At 36.1% G+C, this 24,184-nt stretch carries 19 protein-coding genes; 7 read left to right on the top strand and 12 right to left on the bottom strand.

Annotated features, from left to right (window positions below; translation table 11 throughout):
• Positions 1-4 precede the first annotated feature (4 nt).
• A complete protein-coding gene (locus I600_RS17480) occupies positions 5-1,294 on the bottom strand; it encodes an MFS transporter (protein WP_058105863.1) in 1,290 nt (429 codons plus the stop codon).
• Positions 1,295-1,762: 468 nt separating this feature from the next.
• On the opposite strand from I600_RS17480, the gene leuC reads away from it, so the two are divergent.
• The 5 genes from leuC (at position 1,763) to leuB (ending at position 6,996) form a co-directional block, all read left to right on the top strand.
• On the top strand, positions 1,763-3,175 hold the full coding sequence (gene leuC / locus I600_RS17475; RefSeq protein ID WP_058105862.1) for a 3-isopropylmalate dehydratase large subunit: 1,413 nt from the start codon (positions 1,763-1,765) through the stop codon (positions 3,173-3,175).
• 99 nt (positions 3,176-3,274) lie between these two features.
• A complete protein-coding gene (gene leuD / locus I600_RS17470; protein ID WP_058105861.1) occupies positions 3,275-3,871 on the top strand; it encodes a 3-isopropylmalate dehydratase small subunit in 597 nt (198 codons plus the stop codon).
• 85 nt (positions 3,872-3,956) lie between these two features.
• Positions 3,957-5,474, top strand: coding sequence for an alpha-isopropylmalate synthase regulatory domain-containing protein (locus I600_RS17465; RefSeq protein ID WP_058105917.1), 1,518 nt, complete (start codon positions 3,957-3,959; stop codon positions 5,472-5,474).
• A 43-nt stretch (positions 5,475-5,517) separates the two neighbouring features.
• Positions 5,518-5,865, top strand: a complete 348-nt coding sequence (locus I600_RS17460) for a four helix bundle protein (RefSeq protein ID WP_058105916.1) — start codon at positions 5,518-5,520, stop codon at positions 5,863-5,865.
• A gap of 75 nt (positions 5,866-5,940) precedes the next feature.
• Positions 5,941-6,996, top strand: a complete 1,056-nt coding sequence (gene leuB, locus I600_RS17455) for a 3-isopropylmalate dehydrogenase (protein WP_058105860.1) — start codon at positions 5,941-5,943, stop codon at positions 6,994-6,996.
• Positions 6,997-7,069: 73 nt separating this feature from the next.
• Here the strand turns inward: leuB and I600_RS17450 are convergent, their stop codons facing one another.
• A complete protein-coding gene (locus tag I600_RS17450; RefSeq protein WP_245188915.1) occupies positions 7,070-8,338 on the bottom strand; it encodes a serine hydrolase domain-containing protein in 1,269 nt (422 codons plus the stop codon).
• A 190-nt stretch (positions 8,339-8,528) separates the two neighbouring features.
• Positions 8,529-9,728, bottom strand: a complete 1,200-nt coding sequence (locus I600_RS17445) for an MFS transporter (protein ID WP_058105858.1) — start codon at positions 9,726-9,728, stop codon at positions 8,529-8,531.
• 251 nt (positions 9,729-9,979) lie between these two features.
• Between I600_RS17445 and I600_RS17440 the strand changes: the two genes are divergently transcribed.
• Together I600_RS17440 and I600_RS17435 are read left to right on the top strand one after the other, a co-directional pair.
• The gene (locus I600_RS17440; RefSeq protein ID WP_058105857.1) at positions 9,980-12,133 is read left to right on the top strand and encodes a TonB-dependent receptor; all 2,154 of its coding nucleotides are present in this window, start codon (positions 9,980-9,982) and stop codon (positions 12,131-12,133) included.
• Positions 12,134-12,240: 107 nt separating this feature from the next.
• Complete coding sequence (locus I600_RS17435; RefSeq protein WP_058105856.1) at positions 12,241-12,882, top strand: tetratricopeptide repeat protein; 642 nt, start codon at positions 12,241-12,243, stop codon at positions 12,880-12,882.
• Positions 12,883-12,918: 36 nt separating this feature from the next.
• Here I600_RS17435 and I600_RS17430 read toward each other — a convergent pair whose 3' ends face one another.
• The 9 genes from I600_RS17430 to pxpB all read right to left on the bottom strand — a co-directional run bounded on the left by I600_RS17430 (position 12,919) and on the right by pxpB (position 24,179).
• Positions 12,919-14,505, bottom strand: coding sequence for an NADP-dependent glyceraldehyde-3-phosphate dehydrogenase (locus I600_RS17430; protein ID WP_058105855.1), 1,587 nt, complete (start codon positions 14,503-14,505; stop codon positions 12,919-12,921).
• A gap of 92 nt (positions 14,506-14,597) precedes the next feature.
• Complete coding sequence (gene ilvA, locus I600_RS17425) at positions 14,598-15,863, bottom strand: threonine ammonia-lyase (protein ID WP_058105854.1); 1,266 nt, start codon at positions 15,861-15,863, stop codon at positions 14,598-14,600.
• Between the two features lie 154 nt (positions 15,864-16,017).
• Positions 16,018-17,493 (bottom strand): ketol-acid reductoisomerase, encoded by a 1,476-nt coding sequence (ilvC, locus tag I600_RS17420; protein ID WP_058105853.1) that lies wholly within the window; start codon positions 17,491-17,493, stop codon positions 16,018-16,020.
• Between the two features lie 37 nt (positions 17,494-17,530).
• On the bottom strand, positions 17,531-18,052 hold the full coding sequence (gene ilvN / locus I600_RS17415; protein ID WP_058105852.1) for an acetolactate synthase small subunit: 522 nt from the start codon (positions 18,050-18,052) through the stop codon (positions 17,531-17,533).
• Positions 18,053-18,112: 60 nt separating this feature from the next.
• Positions 18,113-18,691 carry an O-methyltransferase gene (locus I600_RS17410; protein ID WP_058105851.1) on the bottom strand — a complete coding sequence of 193 codons (579 nt, stop codon included), beginning with the start codon at positions 18,689-18,691 and terminating at the stop codon, positions 18,113-18,115.
• A 21-nt stretch (positions 18,692-18,712) separates the two neighbouring features.
• Complete coding sequence (ilvB, locus tag I600_RS17405) at positions 18,713-20,446, bottom strand: biosynthetic-type acetolactate synthase large subunit (protein ID WP_058105850.1); 1,734 nt, start codon at positions 20,444-20,446, stop codon at positions 18,713-18,715.
• 94 nt (positions 20,447-20,540) lie between these two features.
• Complete coding sequence (gene ilvD, locus I600_RS17400) at positions 20,541-22,217, bottom strand: dihydroxy-acid dehydratase (RefSeq protein WP_058105849.1); 1,677 nt, start codon at positions 22,215-22,217, stop codon at positions 20,541-20,543.
• Positions 22,218-22,609: 392 nt separating this feature from the next.
• Entirely contained in the window at positions 22,610-23,449 is an 840-nt protein-coding gene (locus I600_RS17395) for a 5-oxoprolinase subunit C family protein (protein ID WP_058105848.1), read from the bottom strand.
• Entirely contained in the window at positions 23,442-24,179 is a 738-nt protein-coding gene (gene pxpB, locus I600_RS17390; RefSeq protein ID WP_058105847.1) for a 5-oxoprolinase subunit PxpB, read from the bottom strand. Before pxpB ends, I600_RS17395 begins: the two co-directional genes overlap by 8 nt.
• Positions 24,180-24,184: the final 5 nt, after the last annotated feature.

Raw genomic sequence — 24,184 nt, 5'->3', positions numbered from 1 at the left:
TTATTTAAGATTTTGACACTATTCTTTTAACCTTACCAATAACAAAGGTGTAGCAGAAGAACCCTAGAAAGGCAACTCCTCCAATAAAGAACAAAGCTGGTTTAAAATCTCCATCCTCTACTAAATACCCTATAATAACTGGTACGACCACAGCAGACAAGCCTCCAATAAAATTAAAGGCCCCTCCGGTTAAGCCAATTAAGTTCTTAGGTGCCATAAGCGAAACAAAAACCCATGCTATACTTGCCAGCCCATTACCAAAGAAAGCAATTGCCAAAAACAGAATAACCAAAGTATTGTCATCTGTATAATTGGCACCAATGATTGCCGTAGATAGTAACATACCTATAACAATAGGTCCTTTTCTGGCAATTTCATTACTATATCCTTTTTTTACTAAATAATCTGAACTAAACCCAGACAATAAAATACCTGCGAATGCCGCCAAAAATGGTATAGACGCCAAAAAACCAGATTGCAAAAAGTCTAACCCCCTATATTTCACTAAATATGTTGGAAACCATGTAAGAAAGAATATTGCTGTAGCACCTAAACAGAACTGACCTATGTAAATACCCCAAAGCTTCCTATATTTGAAAACCTGAATTAAATCTGACATCTCAAATTTCTCTTTCGGTTGCCCTTTTACATTCGATTTTAAGTCAATAAGTCCGCCACCATCGGCAATATGTTTCAATTCATTTTGGCTTATGCTTTTGTGTTCTTTTGGATCTCGATAAAAAATATACCACACCAAAGCCCAAACCAAACCAATAATACCACTTACAATGAACAAGCCCCTCCACCCCATTTGAGATTGTATCCAAGTTAAGACTGGAGTTAAAAATGCCAAACCCAAGTATTGTCCAGAGGTATAAACAGCAATTGCGGAAGCCCTTTCATTATCAGGAAACCAACGAGTAACTATTAAGTTATTAATGGGATAAGATGGTGCTTCAAAAATTCCAATGCTAGCCCTTAACCCTATTAATAATAAAAAAGAATTGGCGACACCTTGTATTAATGTAGCAATTGACCAAAATGCCATAAGAATAGGGTATAAGAATCTTGTTTTTATCTTATCGGCCATAATACCCCCTGGTATTTGCAAAATAGCATAGGTCCACGCAAAGGCCGAAAAAATATATCCCATTTGTACGGTACTTAATTCTAATTCATCACTTAAAGCAAACGCAGCAACCGAAATATTACTACGATCTAAGTAATTGATCACAACAGTAAAAAATACCATTGCCAATATGTTGTAACGCTTTTTAGTAGATTTTTCTAACATGTATCCTAAAATTATTATCGTAATTTTTATCCTTGAATTTAACGACGCTACACCTTTGACAATATTTCATTATCAATCTTTAAACTACGTGCCGATAATCAAACAATAAGTCTATCAAAAACAGACCTTAAAAGAACATCCAAAAATTACCACATATAAAATTGAACTGCTATTTATACTTATAGAAAACAATAGAACAATTGAATTAACTACTATACATAAACTAGACAATGTTCAAAAAAATTAAGAATGTGTTCATGGGAAGGAAAAAATTGAATTTTTCTAAAGAATATATGTGTTTTCCTAAATTTTTAAACAATAAACCAAGTGACTCTTATAAATTTATATTGTACTTAGGAATTCATTAAAATATAACAACTTTATCGTTGAACATCGTAATTTAGAAGGGTGTTAATTTCGAAAAAACCCTTGGTTTTAATAGATTTGTGAACTTAGATTATATAGAATATGAGCGCAACAAAAACATTATTTGACAAAGTGTGGGATTCCCACGTAGTACATAAAATACAAGATGGTCCAGATGTACTGTTCATTGACAGACACATGGTACATGAGGTAACCAGTCCTGTTGCTTTCCTTGGTATTAAGAATAGAAATATTCCTGTAATGCATCCGGAGAAAACTTTTGCAACGGCTGACCATAATACGCCTACAATAAACCAACATTTGCCGGTTGCCGATCCACTTTCTGCGAACCAATTAAAAATGTTAGAGGAAAATGCTAATGAATATGGTATTTCTTATTGGGGATTAGGTCACGCAAAAAATGGTATTGTACACGTTGTTGGTCCTGAATACGGTATTACACAACCTGGTGCTACTATAGTATGTGGAGATTCACACACCTCTACACATGGTGCATTTGGTGCTATTGCCTTTGGTATTGGAACATCTGAAGTTGAAATGGTATTGGCTACGCAATGTATTATGCAGCCTAAACCAAAGAGAATGCGTATCAATATCAACGGAAAAATGAGCAAAGGTGTTACTCCTAAAGATGTTGCCTTATTCATTATCTCTCAATTAACTACTTCTGGTGCTACTGGATACTTTGTAGAATATGCAGGTGAAATTTTCAGGGACATGAGTATGGAAGGTCGTATGACCGTGTGTAACCTGAGTATTGAAATGGGTGCCCGTGGTGGTATGATCGCGCCAGATGAAAAAACGTTTGAATATATAAAAGGTCGTGAGTTTACACCAAAAGGTGCCGACTGGGATAAGGCAATGGCTTATTGGGAAACATTGTATACCGATGAAGATGCCATTTTCGATAAAGAATTGACTTTTGACGGTTCGTTAATAGAACCAATGATTACCTACGGTACCAACCCGGGTATGGGAATGGGAATATCAAATGATATACCTATGGCAAATGCCGTTCAAGGTGGTGCATCAACATATCAAAAATCATTGAAATATATGGATTTCAATGAAGGTGAAAGTATGATGGGCAAGCCTATTGACTTTGTTTTCCTTGGAAGTTGTACCAATGGTCGTATAGAAGATTTCCGTGCTTTTGCATCAATAGTAAAAGGAAAGAAAAAAGCCGATAATGTAACCGCATGGTTGGTTCCTGGATCTCACAAAGTAGAAACTGCCATTAAAGAAGAAGGCATATTGGATATTTTAACCGAAGCCGGTTTTGAACTTCGTGAGCCTGGTTGTTCTGCTTGTTTAGCAATGAACGATGATAAGATACCTGCTGGTAAACTGGCCGTAAGTACATCTAACAGAAACTTTGAAGGAAGACAAGGTCCTGGATCAAGAACTTTGTTGGCTAGTCCTTTAGTTGCTGCTGCGGCTGCCGTAACCGGTAAAGTAACAGACCCAAGGGAATTAATGGCAGAATTAGTATAACAATTTTGTCCTTAACTATTAGCCTAAGGCTTTTAGTGAAAAAACAATGATAATAATACAGGCCAATGGTCAATAACCAGAGGCAAAAAGCTATAAAAAATGGCATACGATAAATTCAATATATTGACATCAACGGCAGTACCGTTGCCAATTGAAAATGTAGATACCGATCAAATAATACCGGCTAGATTCTTAAAAGCAACAGAGCGTGTAGGTTTCGGTGATAATCTTTTTAGAGACTGGAGATACAATCAGGACAACACCCTGAAAGAAGATTTTGTTTTAAACCAAGATAAATTCAGTGGAAAAATTTTAGTAGGTGGAAAAAACTTTGGTTCTGGTTCATCCCGTGAGCACGCTGCATGGGCAGTTTATGATTACGGATTTAGATGTGTAGTTTCTAGTTTCTTTGCAGATATTTTCAGAAACAACTGTTTAAACATCGGTGTTTTACCCGTACAGGTAAGTGCAGAGTTTTTACAGAAAATTTTTGATGCCGTGGAGGCAGACCCTTCTGCAGAATTGGAAATTAATCTTCCTGAGCAAAAAATAACATTGTTGGCTACAGGTGAAAGTGAATCTTTTGACATCAATGATTACAAGAAAAACAATATGTTGAACGGTTTTGATGATATTGATTACTTATTGAACATCAAAAAGGATATTGAGACATTTGCGGAAAACACTCCGTTATAAACTCAATTTTCAAAGTACCAACATCATTTACGTTAACTAACCATTTGCCGTTTCCTAATATAAGATGAAACGGCAATTAGATCACATGAAAAAAAGAAAGTTAGAAATAATGGATACCACCCTTAGGGATGGTGAACAGACCTCAGGCGTATCCTTTTCTGCATCGGAAAAATTGACCTTGGCGAAACTACTTTTAGAAGAGCTAAAAGTAGACCGTATTGAAGTAGCTTCGGCACGAGTTTCCGATGGTGAGCTTGAAGCTGTTCAAAAAATTACCGAATGGGCCGCTGAAAATGGTTTTTTAGAACGTGTAGAGGTTCTAACTTTTGTGGACGGTGGGGTTTCTTTGGATTGGATGAAAACTTCTGGTGCCGTTTCACAAAATTTGTTGACCAAGGGCTCTCTTAACCATTTAAAATATCAGTTAAAGAAAATCCCTGAGCAACACTTCAATGAAATAGCAGCTATTTTTGAACAAGCCACAGAAAGAGGCATTATCAATAATATTTATTTAGAGGATTGGAGTAATGGAATGCGAAATTCAAAAGAGTATGTTTTTGAATTTTTAGAATTCCTTTCAACACAAAATGTAAAAAGGATTTTATTACCAGATACATTAGGTATTCTTACGCACACAGAAACCTATGCTTATTTAACTGAAATCATTCAAAAATTTCCGAATTTACATTTTGATTTTCATGGGCATAACGATTACGATTTAGGTGTTGCCAATATTATGGAAGCCGTAAAAGCCGGTTGTCATGGTCTACACCTAACCGTAAATGGTATGGGAGAACGCGCTGGTAATGCTCCAATGGCAAGTGCCATTGCGGTAATCAATGACTTTTTACCAGAAGTAAAAATTAATGTAAATGAAACCTCTTTATATAAAGTAAGTAAACTGGTATCTGCTTTTACAGGTTTTACCATACCAGCGAATAAACCTATAGTAGGCGATAATGTATTTACCCAAACCGCTGGTATTCACGCAGATGGAGACAGTAAAAACAATCTCTACTTCAGTGACTTAATGCCAGAACGTTTTGGTAGAAAGCGCAAATATGCATTAGGAAAAATGTCTGGCAAAGCCAACATACAGAAAAATCTACAGGAGCTTGGATTAACCCTAAATAATGAAGAATTAAAAAAAGTTACTGCCAGAATTATAGAATTAGGAGACAAGAAAGAACGTGTAACCAAAGATGACCTTCCTTTTATAATATCCGATGTTTTAGATACTGCAGATTATAAGCAAAAGGTTTTTATAAAATCTTACGTACTTACACACGCCAAGGGATTAATGCCTTCTACTACCCTATCTGTTGAAATCGATGGAAAAGTAATTGAAGCGCATGCTCAAGGAGACGGACAGTATGATGCTTTTATGAATGCCCTTAAAAAGGTGTACATTGCCAAAAAAATTGCCTTACCTAAACTAACGGATTATGCGGTAAGAATTCCTCCTGGTAGTACTTCTGATGCATTATGCGAAACAGTAATTACTTGGGAATTGAACGGAAAAGAATTCACATCAAGAGGATTGGATTCAGACCAAACGGTTAGTGCTATTAAAGCTACCGAGAAAATGTTGAATATAATATAGCGCAAAGCGCTTGACGCTGTTCGTTAAGCGCTAAATGCCAAAAATGAGGGATTATAAAAAATATACAGTTTGGGAATTAGGTCATGAAATTACTTTAGAAACGTATAAATTGACCAAGAACTTCCCAAACGATGAAAATTTTGGATTAACAAGTCAAATGAGAAGAGCTTCTTCATCCATACCAGCAAATATAGCTGAAGGGTGCGGAAGGGAATCTGATGCTGAATTCAAAAGATTTTTAATTATAGCTCAAGGCTCGGCAAGTGAATTAGAGTATTTTACAATATTAGCAAAAGACCTTGACTATATTATGAATAAAGAGTTTTTAAGCATTCATGATAAAGTAAATAAAGTGAGAAGAAGTTTAAATAGTTTAATTAATAAGATATAATTATAAATAGCCTAAACTATATACGATTAAAGTATAACGTTTAGCGTACAGCGAAAAGCGAAAAAGCGATTAACCATGAAATTAAATATTGCCTTATTGGCCGGTGATGGTATCGGTCCTGAAGTTATTGATCAAGCAGTAAAGGTATGTGATGCCATTGCTAAAAAATATGAGCACCATATCACTTGGCAGCCAGCGCTTACCGGTGCGGCAGCTATTGATGCCGTTGGAGAGCCTTACCCAGACGAAACACATGAAATTTGTGCAAATGCAGATGCTGTTTTATTCGGTGCTATAGGTCACCCCCGTTTTGACAATGACCCGTCAGCAAAAGTTCGTCCAGAACAGGGATTGTTGAAAATGAGACAAAAATTAGGCTTATTTGCTAACGTTAGACCAACATTTACATTTCCTTCATTGATAGACAAATCTCCTTTGAAAAGAGATCGTATAGAAGGAACGGATTTAATTATTCTAAGAGAATTAACAGGAGGGGTTTATTTTGGGGAACGTGGTAGAAAAGATGATGGAAATACTGCATTTGACACCATGACCTACCAACGTTTTGAAATAGAAAGATTAGCTAAAAAAGGCTTTGAATTTGCTATGAAACGTTCTAAAAAATTATGTTGTGTAGACAAGGCCAACGTATTGGAATCATCTAGACTTTGGAGAGAGACCGTACAGGCCATGGAAAAAGATTATCCGGAAGTAGAGGTTACATATGAGTTTATAGATGCCGTAGCAATGCGTTTAATTCAGTGGCCAAAAGGATATGATGTAATCATTACAGCAAACCTATTTGGTGATATTCTAACAGACGAAGCATCTGTAATTGCAGGATCTATGGGACTAATGCCTTCTTCATCTGTTGGTAGTGATGTCTCTTTATACGAGCCTATACATGGTTCTTATCCGCAAGCGGCAGGTAAGGACATTGCAAACCCTTTAGCAACTGTACTTTCTGCAGCCATGCTTTTTGAAGATTTAGATTTAACTGAAGAAGCTGAAGAAATTAGACGAGTAGTTAATAAGTCATTGGCCGAAGGTTATGTTACAGAGGATTTATCCGAAGGTGGCAAAAGCTATAAAACCAGTGAAGTTGGAGATTGGTTGGCTAACAATATCTAGACCAATTTTTAAATAAAAAAGTCCCTTTAATCACTGATTAAAGGGACTTTTTAGTTAAATTCCTATTTCAATTTTAAATACTAGTTGCAACAGCAATATCCTTATCATAAATACTTTTAACTATTGCCCGTAAATCCGGGATTACGGTTTTTACCAACTTTGATGGTCCATTGATCAATACACAGATTCCTAAATCAGATTCAGGAAAAAGTGCAATTTCATTTCTATAGTTGTTTACACTCCCACCATGATGCCAAATGGTTTCTTCTGCCCCACTTTCATTCTCTTTTAAAGTATGAATTCTCCAACCAAAACCGTACGATGATTTTACATGACCAGGCCACTTTTGATAATATTTACGATGACCTTTTAATTCTATAAATGGTTTAAAAGCCGGTGCCATTTCATCTTTTGACATCACTTCTGGATTATGTCCCAATAAAAATCGCATCCACTTGGCCATATCCAATGAATTTGCGTTTATACCACCTGCAGCAATTGCGTTGTAATAATTGTCCCTAGGCAATACCTGTTTCCACCCATTACGCCTCTTAATATGAGGCAATGCAATATTATCTGTATTCATTAAAGACTCATGATCCATAGAAACCGAACTCATACCAAGAGGGTCAAAAAATCTATCGGTCAATAAGGCCTTTATATCTTTTCCTGTGGCTTTCAACATTACTTCCTGTGAAACAGAAAACATGGCATTCTGATAACTGTATTGTATACCAGGTTCACTGATAGGATCCACATTATTGAATTTTTCACTTATAGAGGACATAGATAACCCAGCCTCAACCAAATCTGTATAACTATGATATGGCGTACCAGAGGTATGCGAAAGAAGATGTGAAAGTTTTATACGCTCTGTATTCTGTTGACTACCAAAATGAAAATTGGGCAAATAACTTGAAACCTTATCTTCTAAACGAAGCTTACCATCACTCTCCAAACTTGCAGCCAATATACCGGTAAATCCCTTAGATATTGATCCTAGTCTAAACAATGTTTCTGCATCTACCGACTCTTTACCATTATAACTTCTTTTTCCGTATCCATTAGAAAGAATTACAGAATCGCCATTTACAATACTTACACCTGCTCCTACAATATCGCCAGATTTTATAGCCTTATCAAAATATTCCGATAATGCTTTGTTCAAAGCTTTCTGCCGTATATTATACAGTTTGATTTCCCTTTTCTCCGCAAGCGTTTTAACAGCGTTAGGATTTGCAATAATTGCCTCTGAATGTTCAGGCTTAAAAGATGAAGCCGTTAGAACAAAAAGTAAGAGAACCATAATTATGGTTCCAAAGAATAGTTTGGTACGTGACAAAGCATTGTAGGTTTAGACCCTTATAACGCGTTAAAATGTATAAAATTACCGATGAACTGCACAAAATAAAAAATTTAACAATAAAAGGTATTGATTACAAGCATTTTGATATAACCATAAACCAAACAGAATAACAAAAAAAAGCAACCTTGAACAAGGTTGCTTTTTACTATTTTATTACAATAATTAATTAACAGCCCATAGCCATTTTTCTATATTTACTTTCCTTTCTTTTTCTTACGATTAAAATACCTACAGCTATTGCTACACCAGAAAAAGCAAGTATAGCACCCACTAAGCTAGAATACACAATACCGTACCCAAAGGCAATTGGTAAGCCAGCCAAATACGCTCCAGATGCATTACCCATATTAAAAGCACTTTGGTTCATGGAAGAACCTAGCATTTCTGAACCCTTAGAGGTATTTATGATAGCCATTTGAATAGGCGTTGCCACAGTAAATGATATTGCTCCAATTACAAAAGTAAGTACCATTAACAGATAAGGGTTGGTCGCTACCATCATATTCAATAACAAAATACCACACATTACCGATAGACTAATTATAACCGCTTTTAAAGGAGAAAACCACTCTGCCATTTTAGCCCCTAAAAAATTTCCTGCAACCATACCCAAACCGGCCAACATCATAGCGTAACCAACAAAATGATTTGGCAGACCTGCTACATCCGTAATTAAAGGAGCAACATAACTGTACCATGCAAAAAATCCGCCTGTACCTATAGTGGTCAGCGCAATCAATGCCCATAGTTCGCTATTTTTTAAACCTTGGGACACCGTAACCTTTTCTTCCCGCTCTTCAACCTTAATTTGCGGCATCCATAAATAAATACTGCCAAGTGCCAATAAACCAACAAGACCCACTAGGTAAAAAGAAACACTCCAACTAAATTGCTGACCTAAATACGTACCAATTGGCACTCCTATTACATTGGCTACGGTTAAGCCAGAGAACATAATGGAAATAGCCTGAGCACCTTTTCCTTTTTTCGCAAGCTTAGTGGCCACTACCGCACCAATACCAAAAAAGGCACCATGTGGTATTCCTGATAAAAATCTTAAAAATAACAAACTGGTATACCCAGTTGCCAAACCAGACAGGGTGTTAAAAACCGTAAACCAAATCATTAACAAGAACAACATTTTTTTAGGACTAAGCTTAGACCCAAAACCTGTCAACAACGGCGCGCCCACAACTACCCCTAAAGCATAAGCAGCAATAAAATGCCCTGCCTGTGGAATTGTTATTCCTAAAGAACCAGATACTTCCGTTAAAATTCCCATGATAACGAACTCGGTAAGCCCTATTCCAAAACCTCCTATAGCTAAAGCAAATAATGCTTTTTTATTTGTTTTTAATTTTTCCATAATTCAAACTTTAAATCTTTCTGCATCAATCTATATAACACAAGCAATTAAAAAGGCAAAGTTAGAACGCATATGTCGGTTTCAACTCAAATTAATTACCATATTTCTGTGAAAAATTAACCCCACGTAATTCCTCACAATTATAAATTGACCCAATTCAGTACAGAAAATCTACAATTGAGAAAACCATTTTGTTCAAACCATTACGAACAATTCATATTTGTGGCATCAATCAAAAAATACAATCAATAATGAAGACGCTACTAATTGCTTTACTTACACTACTCTACGTGCATACATACGCGCAATCAACTATCTCCGGTAAGATAATTGACCAACAAGGCTTACCAATTATTGGGGCAAATGTATATTTAAAAGGAACGTATGATGGTACTGCAACCAATGATCAAGGGGTATTTTCCTTTGAAACCGATGCTACTGGAATACATACTTTAATTGCTTCATCCATTTCGTTTGAAACCTATTCAAAATCAGACAAAATCAATCATTTTCAAAATATCACCATCAAATTAAGAGATGATGTAAACACATTGGATGCCGTTACCGTTAACGCCGGTACATTTAATGCAGGCGACAATGCAAAGGTTACCGCTTTAAAACCACTTGATATTGTAACCACAGCAGGAGCCTTAGGAGACTTTGTAGGCGCATTACAGACATTACCCGGTACTTCTAATGTTGCCGAGGATGGCAGATTATTCGTTAGAGGTGGCGATGCAGAGGAAACTCAAATATTCGTTGATGGTATGCGTGTGTTTACTCCGTATTCTCCTTCGGCAAACAACATACCGTCAAGGGGCCGGTTATCTCCTTTCTTATTTAAAGGAATTACCTTCTCAACGGGAGGTTATTCCGCAGAATACGGTCAAGCACTATCAAGTGTTTTACTATTGAACAGTGTAAACGAACCACAAGAAGAAAAAACGGATATTTCAATAATGACGGTTGGCCTAGGACTTGGAAATACCCAAATATGGGATAAAAGTTCGCTAAGCGTCAATGCCAATTATATAAATCTTGCACCGTATCAGGAATTATATCCAGATAACAATGAATGGCATAAACCTGTAGCATCTTTTGGAGGCGAAGCAGTATACAGATATAAATTCAATAATGACGGACTTCTAAAAGTATATGGTGCCTACAGCGCTGTTGACTTTGACTTAACACAAGAAGACATCAATGAAGTTAATGGTGTTAGATTTGGGTTGAACAATAACAACCTTTATCTAAATACTTCTTATCAAGATTTTATGGAAAAGGATTGGAGTATTTCAACTGGAATAAGCTTTGCTAGCGATCAAACGAAATTAAAGTTAGACACAGCAGATATTACGGACACCGAAAATTCTGCCCATTTTAAATTAGCACTGAAGAAATACTTTTCCAGTAGTTACAAATTAAACTTTGGTGCTGAATATTTTATAACCGACTTCAAAGAAGATTACAGTGCGAATACTATTGAAAATGAATACAAATTTAACAACAACCTTTTAGGCGGCTTTGCCGAGGCAGATATTTTCTTCTCAAAAAATCTAGCGACAAAAGTGGGTCTTAGAGGTGAATATTCACAATTATTACAAGAATTTAATCTATCTCCAAGACTCTCTCTAGCCTATAAAGCTGGGCAAAATGCACAATTTTCTCTGGCATACGGAGAGTTCTTTCAAAACCCTAGAAATGAGTACCTAAAGTTCAATACCGATTTTACGGCTGAAAAAACCACACATTATATTGCCAACTATCAATTTGTAAAAAACAAACAGATTTTTAGAGCCGAAGCATATTATAAAGACTATAATAATTTAGTCAAATACAATACAGCTTTTACACTGTCCACTTCTACCTACGATAATACTGGCAATGGTTTTGCAAAAGGATTGGACATTTTCTGGAGAGACAACAAAACATTAAAAAATACAGAATATTGGATGTCTTATTCTTATTTAGATACGAAAAGAAATTATCGAAATTACCCAACCAAAGCTACACCAGATTTTGCCAGCAAGCATAATGCATCATTAGTGGTAAAACGATGGGTTGAGGATTGGAAAAGTCAGATCGGATTCAGCTACAACTATGCATCCGGTCGTAGTTATACAGACCCAAGCACAGGCCGTTTTTTAACGGAACAAGCCAAAAGTTTCAACTCACTAAACTTCAACTACGCCTATTTGATAAGTCCGCAGAAAATATTGTACTTATCCGTTAGTAATGTACTGGGAACAAAAAACATAAATGGTTACCAATATGCGGATCAGCCAAATACTGATGGTATATTCGACCGAAGAACAATTACACCCGCCGCAGACCGCTTCTTTTTCATTGGTTTCTTCTGGACAATCAGTAAAAATAAAAATTACAACCAGCTAGACAACCTTTAATACTTACAACTCAATACCCATAACCTACAACTGGGTCATCTATTTTATTAATAACATTTAAATAGAAAGATATTTGAAAACAATAAATAACATATAAAAATTATACCATGAGAACCTTACTACTAGTCATCACCTTTATTTTCACAATGAACATTACCGCACAAACGTCATACGAAAAAGGTATGAACAAAGCTTTTGCTTTATGGGACCAACAAAAGAATACCGAAGCATCTCAACTTTTTGAAAGAATTTCAGCTGCAGAAACCGATAATTGGTTGCCACCATATTATGCAGGTTTAATTGAAATTGTAAGTAGCTTTGGGCTAAAAGATGAAACGGTATTGACCACAAAACTCACAAGGGCTAAGGAGTTTTTAGATACAGCATCGGCAATTTCGGAAAACAATCCAGAAATCATGATATCCTATGCGCTCTTAAATACAGCATATATAGCTTTTGACGGTGCTAAGTATGGCATGACCTTGTCTGGAGAGAATGCAGCAATTTATCAAAAAGCTTTAAGTATTGCACCAAACAATCCAAGAGTGGTCTTAAGCAAAACCGAATGGGACATGGGCGCAGCTAAGTTCTTTGGCAAATCAACAATTCCATTTTGTAAAGATATTGAACGCGCCATCACATTATTTGAAGCAGAAGAACAAACCACACCTTACTACCCATATTCTGGTTTAGAAAGAGCAAAAGCCATTTCCACAGAATGCAAAAAAGAAACCTCTCCTAAAAATTAGAAGAGGTTTTCCTTAAAATAAATCAATTAAGGTAACTTATAAGATATAGTCTGTACTTACAAAATTGGACAGTTTAGCCTCTAATAAATTTTCAATAATATCGGTATTTAATTCGTTATCCTTAAATGCAACGAATGTTCTTATTGAAAATGAGCGTAAGGCATCATGCACACTTAAAGTTGCCTGGGCCGAGTCTTTTCTTCCGGTAAACGGATAAACATCTGGTCCCCTTTGGCAAGAGCTGTTCAAGTTGACACGACATACCAAGTTCACCAAGGTATCTATCAGCGGTGAAAGTGCATACACATCTTTACCGAACAAGCTTACTTGTTGACCATAATTACTTTCTGCCATATCATCTAAAGGTTCTTCAATATCCGTAAAAGGTACTATAGGAATAATAGGACCAAATTGCTCTTCTTGATATACACGCATTTCTTTGGTCACAGGATATAGCACCGCTGGCCAAATGTAATTATCAAAATGTTGACCGCCTTTTTTATTAATGATCTTAGCACCTTTAGAAAGCGCATCATCAATAAGTCCTTGTATGTAAGCTGCTTTATCAGGTTCAGGCAAGGGAGTAAGTTTGACACCATCTTCCCAAGGATTTCCGAACTTTAGCTCGTCTACTTTCTTTGCAAAGTTTTTATTGAAATCTGCCCTGATATCTTCATGAACATAAACCACTTTTAAAGCGGTACAACGCTGCCCATTAAATGACAATGTTCCGGCTAAACATTCATTAATAGTTAGGTCCAAATCAGCGTCAGGTAATATAATAGCAGGATTTTTTGCTTCTAACCCAAGAACTAATCGTAATCTATTGCTTTTTGGATGCTGATCCTGTAAAGCATTGGCAGATTTACTATTACCAATTAATGCTAGTACATCTACCTTACCGGTTTGCATAATGGGCGCGGCAACCGTTCTACCACGACCGAACAATACATTTACTACTCCTTTAGGAAAGCTTGTTTGAAAAGCCTCTAAAAGTGGTGTTATCAACAGAACACCGTGTTTAGCAGGTTTGAAAATGGTGGTATTGCCCATTATAATTGCAGGAATAAGTAATGCAAATGTTTCGTTCAATGGATAATTATAAGGCCCCAAACATAAAACAACCCCTAAAGGTCCTCTCTTAATATGGGCATACACGCCATCATGCTTTGTAAACTTTGCTGCGTCTCTATCTAACTGTTTATAATCTTCAATGGTATCTTCAATATACTCTACCGTTCTATCAAACTCTTTTTGAGAATCTGGCAATGATTTACCAATTTCCCACATTAAAAGTTTTACTACCTCTTCTCTTTTCGTTTTCATCTTTGAAACGAAAACCTCCATACATTCAATACGATCTTTTACATGCATGGTGGGCCAAACCCCTTGACCTTTGTCATACGCCTTTAAAGCTCCGTCTAAAGCTTCGAGCGCTTCCGCTTCTTGCAGGTCTGGAATACTGCCCAATAATGTTGGCTTATATTCTTTAGTTGAAGAGATTGTAGAGTATACATTTGTGGTATCTCCTTTCCATTCTTTTAGTTCTCCGTTGACCAAATATTGTTTTTGATCTATAGTTGATGTAATTTGAAATTCTTCTGGAATTTTAATATCGCTCATTTCTTTTTATATTTTGCACTATGATTGATAAATGTATTATAAAACGGCACTCCAAAATTACAGAAAACCGAATCTAACATATTAAAAGTAGTTTAAACCAAATACTCAAACAAATCCGGTTTATCATTTATATAATCGCCATAGAAATTGTTATTTTTCATACGCTCGATCAATGGTTGTAAATCATCTGGGTGCTTTAATTCTATACCTACGACTGCCGGTGCATTCTCCCTGCTGGATTTTTTAGAGTATTCAAAATGGGTAATATCATCAGTTTCCCCTAAAATATCTACCACAAATTCTTTTAAAGCTCCCGGTCTTTGAGGAAATCTAATAATAAAATAATGCTTCAACTTGGCATATAATAAGGCTCTCTCCTTAATCTCCGCTGTTCTCGTAATATCATTATTACTACCCCCAATAATGCAAACCACATTCTTGCCAACTATTTCTTCTTTGTATTTTACCAACGCGGCAATAGATAATGCCCCCGCAGGCTCTACTACAATAGCATCTCTATTATACAGATCTAAAATAGTCTGACAAACTTTACCTTCATCAACCGTAATCATATCATCCAAATAATAATTACAGATAGGAAATGTGAGGTCACCAACCCTTTTAACAGCAGCCCCATCAATAAATTTATCAATATTATCTACGGTAATCACTGCACCAGAATCGATTGCCGATTTCATAGAAGGAGCCCCTTTGGGTTCTACCCCTATAATTTTGGTATTAGGAGATAGTTGACTAAATACACTAATAAGACCAGATGCCAATCCACCACCACCTATACATACGAACAGGTAATCAATTGGCTTTTTTGCCTGCTCTATAAGTTCTAAACCAACAGTAGCCTGACCTTCAATAATCTTAGGGTCATCAAAAGGATGGACAAATATTTTACCGGTTTGATCACCATGTATTTTAGCTGCCAATGATGAATCGTCAAACGTATCACCTTGCAACACTATTTCTACCCATTCACCACCAAAAAGTTTGGTTTGTTCCACCTTTTGTTTGGGTGTAACCGATGGCATGTAAATGGTACCCTTGATCTTTAAATGACAACAAGCAAAAGCTACACCTTGGGCATGATTGCCAGCACTGGCACATATAACCCCTTTACCCCTTTCTTCCTCTGTTAACGAACTAATTTTATTAAAAGCTCCTCTAATTTTATACGACCTTACCCTTTGTAGATCTTCTCGTTTTAAACGAATTTGACAATTAAACTCTTTAGACAATCTAATACTATCTGTTAACGGTGTAATTTCTGAAATTTCAGAAATAATCTGTGCCGCTTGTAAAACATCTTCTAAAACTGGAAAATACTCCGGTTTGTTCCCTTTCATATTTTTTTCTTTGCTATTAATAATTTATCATTAATGCATAAAACCGAAATTGTCCGCTTAAGTAGTGCCCATTAAATCTGCAAGAGCAAAAGTGCTTGCAGATTTGAACATACCCAACCGGACAATCAGTAAGATTACCTTAAGTTATTGATACCTAAACTATAGGCTTCATTGCTGTCATAGACTCACGCAAACGTGCTCCAACTATTTCTACCGGATGCTCACGCAATGCTTTGTTCACTGCAATCAATTGGGCGTTATCTACATCATTATCTATATCCGCAGAGAAATTTTTACCGATAACATCAGTATCTATATTCTTCATAAAGTCAGTCAACAATGGCTTACAAGCATGATCGAACAAGTAACAACCATATTCTGCAGTATCTGAAATAACACGGTTCATCTCGAACAATTTCTTACGTGCAATAGTATTTGCAATTAATGGCGTTTCATGTAAAGACTCATAATAAGCAGACTCAGCAATAATACCAGACTCTGTCATTGCCTCAAAAGCCAGCTCTACACCTGCTCTTACCATAGCAACCATTAGTACACCGTTATCATAAAATTCTTGTTCTGTAATCTCTTGACTACCTGCAGGAGTTTTTTCAAAAGCAGTTTCACCAGTTGCAGCTCTCCAAGTCAATAAATTCTTATCATCATTTGCCCAGTCTTCCATCATAGTTTTAGAGAAATGACCGGTCATAATATCATCCATATGTTTTTGGAACAATGGACGCATAATATCCTTCAATTCTTCTGAAAGTTCAAAAGCCTTAATCTTAGCAGGATTTGAAAGACGGTCCATCATATGGGTAATACCGCCGTACTTCATACCTTCGGTAATAGTTTCCCAACCGAATTGTATCAATTTAGATGCATAACCGGCATCAATACCTTTCTCAACCATTTTATCAAAACAAAGTATAGAACCAGTTTGTAGCAGACCACAAAGAATAGTTTGCTCACCCATTAAATCTGATTTTACCTCAGCAACAAAAGAAGACTCCAGAACACCGGCTCTATGTCCACCAGTACCCGCAGCATAAGCTTTTGCCTGTGCCAAACCTTTACCTTCCGGATCATTTTCTGGATGAACCGCAATTAATGTTGGTACACCGAATCCTCTCTTATACTCTTCCCTTACTTCAGAACCAGGACTTTTTGGCGCTACCATGATTACGGTTAAATCTTTACGAACTTGAGTACCTTCTTCCACGATATTGAAACCATGAGAATAAGAAAGGGTAGCTCCTTTTTTCATTAATGGCATAACCGCACCTACTACAGCTGTATGCTGCTTATCTGGTGTAAGGTTTATAACGACGTCAGCAGTAGGAATCAATTCTTCATATGTACCTACCGTAAAACCGTTCTCAGTTGCATTGATAAAAGATTGTCTTTTCTCTTTTATTGCAGCATCACGTAGTGTATAAGCAATATCCAAACCAGAATCTCTCATGTTCAACCCTTGGTTAAGCCCCTGAGCACCACAACCTACGATAACAATTTTTTTGCCTTTTAAAGCATTTACACCATCAGCGAACTCAGACGAATCCATGAAGCGACATTTTCCAAGTTGCGTTAACTGATCTCTTAATGATAGCGTATTAAAATAATTGGCCATTTTATATTTACTTTATTTGATTTATGTTATAATTCTTTTATTTAAACTCTTTTAGCAAAGCGGAAATCTTCATTTCATCTTTTGTCACTGAAATACGCCCAGAGCGTACAAATTGCATAATGCCATATGGTTTTAGTTGGTCATGCATTTGATCAATTTCATTTCTTCTCCCGCTTTTTGCAATGACAAAGAAATCTCTTGAAACCGTGACAATCTGTGCATTATTATCCTTAATAATATTTTGAATTTGACGCTCGTCAAACAACAGTCCCGATGCTATTTTGAACAATGCAGACTCCTGATAAATAGTCTCGTCATCCGTATGATAATACGCCTTAATAACTTCGATTTGTTTTTCGATCTGTCCAACAATATTGTGAACCCATTTTTCTGTTGTATGTGCTACAATAGTAAATTTAGAAACATCGTCAATTTCCGATTTAGATACATTTAAGCTCTCAATATTAATATGTCTCTTTAAGAATATACCCGATATTCTATTTAACAACCCAACGTTATTCTCTGAGTATACTGAGATTGTAAACCATTTATTTTCCATAAGCTTTCATTACCTACTCCTTAAAAAAGGATTTTATGGTATTGTTATTATTAATCTTTACTAATTTTTTACAGCCATTATTACACCTGTTGACCAATTTAATTTGGTCAATGTCAAGTCTTCGCGTTTCTCCAAATACGCAACCAATGACTTTACATTCTCCTCATGCCCTTCTGGCCAGTTAGGTTGTTTGGTCATATCATCCACGATATAAAACCCGCCAACCTTGATCAAATCCAGAACCTCATCTATCTCACTATACTTTCCTGGCCAGGCATCGGCAAAAATTAAATCGAATTTTTCACCGGTGTAACCTTTTATCCACTCTGTCCCATTTTCACAAATAAGTTCAACTCTCTGGTCATCACCAAAGTAATTTTCGGCAATGGTTGTCAACTGTTGATCATTATCTATAGAAATCAAAAAAGAATCAGTATCCATACCGTCAATCATCCAAGAAAGGCTTAACCCAATACCAGTTCCTATTTCTAAAAATCTACCATTAGGTTTTGAAGCAATCAAGGTCTTAAGAAAACTTCCTATATATAGATCAGAAGGCATTGTAAATCCAATTTCTTCAGATTTACGCACAATAGAGCTATGTACTTTTGGAATATCAAGTATGATGCTATCGTTCATGAGGTTATTGATTGTTCTAATTTACTTTAAACGCACTTCAGACACAGAAGCTCCAGAAGGAATCATTGGAAAAACATTATCTTCTTGCTCTACCTTTACCTCTAAAAAGTATGGTTTATCCGAAGCCATCATTTCCTGTATCGTAGATTTTAAATCTATACGTTCAGATATGCGCTTTGCCTCAATACTATATCCTTCGGCTATTTTAACGAAATCTGGATTTACCATTACGGTAGATGCATATCTCTTATCAAAAAATAACTCTTGCCATTGACGTACCATACCTAAGTGCTCATTATTAAGCACTACAATCTTAACTGGAAGGTTATGCTGAAATATAACACCTAATTCTTGAATGGTCATTTGATAACCACCATCACCAATAATAGCTACTACTTCCCTATCCATAGCACCCATTTTAGCTCCAATTGCAGCCGGTAAAGCAAAGCCCATGGTACCTAATCCACCAGAAGTAATATTACTTTTAGACTGTGAAAACTTAGCATATCTACACGCAATCATTTGATGCTGACCTACGTCTGATACTATCACCGCCTTATTATTTGAAGCTAAATTAATTTCCTCTATAACTTCACCCATAGTCAACCCTTCTTTGGTAGGATGAATGTCATTTTTTATAATGGTATCGAACTCAATTTTGTATTTCTCCTTAAACATATTATGCCAAGCCTCATGCTTATTTTCATTAAGCAATGGCAAAATCAAGCCTAAAGTCTCTTTTGAGTTACCCAACACTGCAACATCTGCATGTACATTTTTGTTTACCTCTGCAGGATCAATTTCAAAGTGAATAACTTTTGCTTGTTTGGCGTAATCTTCTAATCTACCCGTTACACGATCGTCAAAACGCATACCAATGGCAATTAACAAATCGCACTCATTGGTCAGTAAATTAGGTCCATAATTACCGTGCATACCAACCATACCCACATTTAATGGATGTGCAGTATCTAATGCAGAGGCACCCATAATGGTCCAAGCGGCAGGAATCCCTGTTTTCTCAACCAAGGTTTTCAACTCGTTTTCCGCTTTACCAAGAATAACACCTTGCCCCCATACTATAAATGGTTTTTTAGCATTGTTTATTAATTCTGCCGCTGCCTCAATTGCACTCATTTTTGGCTTAGGTACTGGCTTATAACTTCTTACTCCAACACATTTCTCATAGGAGAAGTCCAGCTCATCTATTTGAGCATTTTTTGTAATATCTACTAAAACCGGACCGGGTCTGCCAGATTTGGCAATATAAAAAGCCTTAGCCATAACTTCTGGAATTTCAGAAGCTTCGGTCACCTGATAGTTCCATTTAGTTACAGGGGTAGAAATACCTATAATATCAGTTTCTTGAAAAGCATCGGTACCCAATAAATGTCTTGTTACCTGACCAGTGATACATACCATTGGTGTAGAATCTATCTGCGCATCTGCAAGACCGGTAACCAAATTAGTTGCTCCAGGACCAGAGGTGGCAATAGCAACACCTACTTTACCGGAAACACGAGCATAACCTTGAGCAGCGTGTGTAGCACCTTGCTCATGTCTTGTTAAAATATGATCGAGCTTATCTTGAAATTTATATAACTCATCATAGACGGGCATAATAGCCCCACCAGGGTAACCATACATTGTTTCAACACCTTCTGCTAATAAACAATGGATTATTGCCTCTGCCCCAGAAACTCTAATGGTATTCTTGGAACCTGTACCTTTTTTCTTCTCTTTTACTGTTTCCATAATTAATAATCAAATTCAAGTATGCGCATTACAGCCACAATTACCCGATATTACGTACTTACTAGAACTCATTAAATTCTAGCCAATATTTTTTTTAAAACTCATCGGTTACACAACCTTGTGCAGCAGAGGATACGGAACGAGCATATTTGTATAATACTCCTTTTTTAAACTTTAAAGCTGGCTCTACCCATGCTTCTTTACGCTTTGCCAATTCCTCAGCCGACACTTCTAAATTAATAGAATTTGTTTCTGCGTCTATCGTAATTGTATCTCCATCCTTAACTAAGGCAATAGTACCACCTTCTTGTGCTTCTGGCGAAATATGCCCTACTACAAAACCGTGTGTACCTCCTGAGAAACGACCGTCTGTAATTAAGGCCACATCTTTACCTAAGCCTGCACCCATAATGGCTGCTGTAGGTTTTAACATTTCAGGCATTCCTGGACCTCCTTTAGGACCTTCATATCTAATGACGACTACATTCCCTTTTTCCACTTTACCTCCGCGTATAGCATCATTGGCATCATACTCACTATTAAATACTTTTGCAGTTCCTTTAAACAACAAACCTTCTTTTCCTGTAATTTTTGCTACAGAACCATTCTCTGCCAAATTACCATATAACATTCTTAAATGCCCTGTTGCTTTAATTGGTTTATCTAAAGGCATAATAACATCCTGACCTTCTTCCAAATCTGGAACACTTTCTAAATTTTCCGCTAAAGTCATTCCTGTTACCGTTAAACAATCTCCATGTAAAAGACCATTTTTCAATAAGTACTTTAATACAGCTGGTATACCACCTATTCTATGAACATCTTCCATTAAATACTTACCACTAGGTTTTAAATCTGCAATAAATGGTGTAGTATCACTAATATGCTGAAAATCTTTTAGCGTAAAATCTATGTCTGCAGCTCTTGCAATAGCCAAGAAATGTAAAACTGCATTGGTAGAACCTCCCATTATGGTTACTAGACGTATAGCATTCTCCAATGACTTACGGGTAACAATATCCAGAGGTTTAATATCTTTTTCAATGAGAATTCGCATTTGTTTTCCTGCCGCAATACACTCTTCTTCTTTATTGTTGCTGATTGCAGGGTTAGAAGAATTATATGGCATAGACATTCCTAGCGCTTCTATAGCGGAAGCCATTGTATTTGCCGTATACATACCACCACAAGCACCAGCTCCCGGTATGGATTTTTTAATGATGGATTTATAATTTTTCTCGTCCATGGTACCAGCTACTTTCTCTCCCCATGCCTCGAACGCAGAAACGATATCCAACTTTCTATCCTCATGACATCCAGATGCTATTGTACCCCCATACACTAAAATTGCAGGACGGTTTAAACGTAACATTGCCATTAATGCACCTGGCATGTTCTTATCACAACCTACAACCGTTACCAATGCATCATAAGACATGCCTTGTACAACGGTTTCCATAGAATCTGCGATAATATCCCTTGACGGTAATGAAAAACGCATTCCTGGTGTACCCATAGAAATACCATCACTAACACCAATAGTATTAAAAATTAAACCTACAGTTTCTTTAGAGTTAACTCCCTCTTTAACCAACTTTGCCAAATCATTTAAGTGCATATTACAAGGGTTACCTTCATAACCTGTACTTGCAATACCAACTAATGGCTTATTAAAATCCTCATCTTTAAAACCTATTGCATATAGCATTGCTTGTGCTGCTGGTTGTGTTGGATCTTGAGTAACGTTTTTACTGTATTTATTTAATTCCATAATATAAATCTCGTATGCTTATCTTGATTTTCTAATACCGTTAAACCAAAGATAAAAGTTTATAAAAATTTCAGTTTTTAACAATAATGGTCAATACAAATTCATTTTAACAAAAAACCACTTAAACAATTTATAATCAAGCATTTAAACAATCATTATATATCATATTCAATACTTTAAAACTGTTCCATATTCATAGTAAACCACAAAAAAAAACCTGCATCAAATAAATCTGATACAGGTTTTCTAAAATTATGAAAAGCTATATCATCCCTGTTTAGGAATGACGATGACTACTTCAAAAATTGATTTCAATAAATTCATATTACAATAGTAATAAAAAATACTTCAATAAATACCTGCTTAACAAAAAAGGCATGAAAAGTATTAAATTAAACTAATTTAATACTAATACGATCTCCACCTTTCTTTTGTGCCAATATACAAATAGATCTATCTGTTAACTGAATAACTCTAGGATAACCACCCGTTGTTTGACCATCTTTCATTAACACGATCAATTTACCCGCAGGAGTTAACTGAACCGTACCAGGTAATGTAGCAGAAGTTAACATGGATATAGCATGTGGAGTAATTGTTTCTGTTAACTGATAAGCCATTCTATTGTTCTCATGGGCCACTGTAAAGGTTTTAGAAAAAATTTCTTCCAATTGTCTATCGTTCAAAATATCAAACTCGGGTCCTTTAGTGACTTCTAAAACATCAACATCCAAAAAGCAATCAACTTTTATCTCTGATATTTTTGGCTCAAACAACTGTTGGGCATTAAAAGGAACAATGTCATTATCTATTAATCTAGCGAACTTTGTAAGGGGCTTATAAAACGATCTACTACCTAAAACTTCTTTAACAGAAAAACCTTCCTTTACTCCCAAATAAGACCTAAAACCTTTTTCCAGTTTTCCAAAGGATAGAATATCCCCTACAGCTATCTGGTAGACTTTATAATTTTTTATGGGCAAATTATTAAGAGTGGCGGACATTTCTGCACCACCGATAACCATATAGGTATCTTCTTCAAAAATAAGGGTTGGTCCTGTCATCGTAATTTCCAACACTGCTGCAGATGCTTTATTCTCCAATAAAGAATTTATCTTAAACACAGACATATCATCCATTATACCAGACACTGGCACACCCTTATCCCTTAAGCCAAATCTACCTGAGTCTTGTATGGTTGTATAAAAACCCGCTTTTAAAACTTTAAGCATCCAATTTAATTTTTTCAGGTTTATAAATACCCACCTCTACTTCTATTTTATGAAGCTCATGTTCTGCCTTGGATATCTCAAAAAATTCAACTTTATCCCCAACGCTCACAAAACATGGGTTATCTTTTGATGCATCAAAAATTGGCACTGGACAATTACCAATAATATTCCACCCACCTGGTGATTCTTGCGGATAAATGCCAGCTTGTTTACCTGCAACTCCAACTGCTCCTTTAATAACTTTTGGTCTTGGTATAGCCTTTCGGGGTAGCTCAAGCTCACTATTTATTCCTCCCAAATACATGAAGCCAGGCAAAAACCCAATACCGTATACCGTATAAGTACTACCAGTATGCAAGTCTATTATTTCACGTTTGGTTTTATTTAATTGCCCTGCAACGTCTTCCAAGTCTAAACCAAACTCAAGATCGTAGGTTACAGGCAGTCTCCATAAAAATCTATCCGGTTTAACAGATTCCTTCAAATTGGCGTACCAATTGTGTATATCCACAGACATTTTTTCAAAGTCTATTTCCTTCTTTCTATTCAATATCAAAAGTGAATTGTAAGCTGGCACCAATTCCCAGTCCATCTCCTTTAAAGCCTCACTATTAAGAAATGTTTGAAATTGTAGTATTTTTTCAAGTATGAGCTCACTAACTTCATTTGGCCATTCAATTAATAAAGAATGTTTACCAAAAGGTTTTATATCGATTTTAGGGGAATTCACGGCTT

Source organism: Maribacter dokdonensis DSW-8 (assembly GCF_001447995.1).
Taxonomy (GTDB): Bacteria; Bacteroidota; Bacteroidia; order Flavobacteriales; family Flavobacteriaceae; genus Maribacter; species Maribacter dokdonensis.
The sequence above is the reverse complement of the archived record's forward strand: the minus strand, read 5'-3'. Positions and strand labels throughout refer to the sequence as shown.

Coding starts and splice junctions, on each gene's coding strand:
- ilvC (WP_058105853.1), bottom strand. CDS start 17,493: ATGGCCAATTATTTTAATACGCTATCATTAAGAGATCAGTTAACGCAA.
- ilvA (WP_058105854.1), bottom strand. CDS start 15,863: ATGAAAGGGAACAAACCGGAGTATTTTCCAGTTTTAGAAGATGTTTTA.
- I600_RS17410 (WP_058105851.1), bottom strand. CDS start 18,691: ATGAACGATAGCATCATACTTGATATTCCAAAAGTACATAGCTCTATT.
- leuB (WP_058105860.1), top strand. CDS start 5,941: ATGAAATTAAATATTGCCTTATTGGCCGGTGATGGTATCGGTCCTGAA.
- I600_RS17440 (WP_058105857.1), top strand. CDS start 9,980: ATGAAGACGCTACTAATTGCTTTACTTACACTACTCTACGTGCATACA.
- ilvB (WP_058105850.1), bottom strand. CDS start 20,446: ATGGAAACAGTAAAAGAGAAGAAAAAAGGTACAGGTTCCAAGAATACC.
- ilvD (WP_058105849.1), bottom strand. CDS start 22,217: ATGGAATTAAATAAATACAGTAAAAACGTTACTCAAGATCCAACACAA.
- I600_RS17465 (WP_058105917.1), top strand. CDS start 3,957: ATGAAAAAAAGAAAGTTAGAAATAATGGATACCACCCTTAGGGATGGT.
- I600_RS17430 (WP_058105855.1), bottom strand. CDS start 14,505: ATGAGCGATATTAAAATTCCAGAAGAATTTCAAATTACATCAACTATA.
- leuD (WP_058105861.1), top strand. CDS start 3,275: ATGGCATACGATAAATTCAATATATTGACATCAACGGCAGTACCGTTG.
- I600_RS17460 (WP_058105916.1), top strand. CDS start 5,518: ATGAGGGATTATAAAAAATATACAGTTTGGGAATTAGGTCATGAAATT.
- ilvN (WP_058105852.1), bottom strand. CDS start 18,052: ATGGAAAATAAATGGTTTACAATCTCAGTATACTCAGAGAATAACGTT.
- I600_RS17395 (WP_058105848.1), bottom strand. CDS start 23,449: ATGCTTAAAGTTTTAAAAGCGGGTTTTTATACAACCATACAAGACTCA.
- leuC (WP_058105862.1), top strand. CDS start 1,763: ATGAGCGCAACAAAAACATTATTTGACAAAGTGTGGGATTCCCACGTA.
- I600_RS17445 (WP_058105858.1), bottom strand. CDS start 9,728: ATGGAAAAATTAAAAACAAATAAAAAAGCATTATTTGCTTTAGCTATA.
- I600_RS17480 (WP_058105863.1), bottom strand. CDS start 1,294: ATGTTAGAAAAATCTACTAAAAAGCGTTACAACATATTGGCAATGGTA.
- I600_RS17435 (WP_058105856.1), top strand. CDS start 12,241: ATGAGAACCTTACTACTAGTCATCACCTTTATTTTCACAATGAACATT.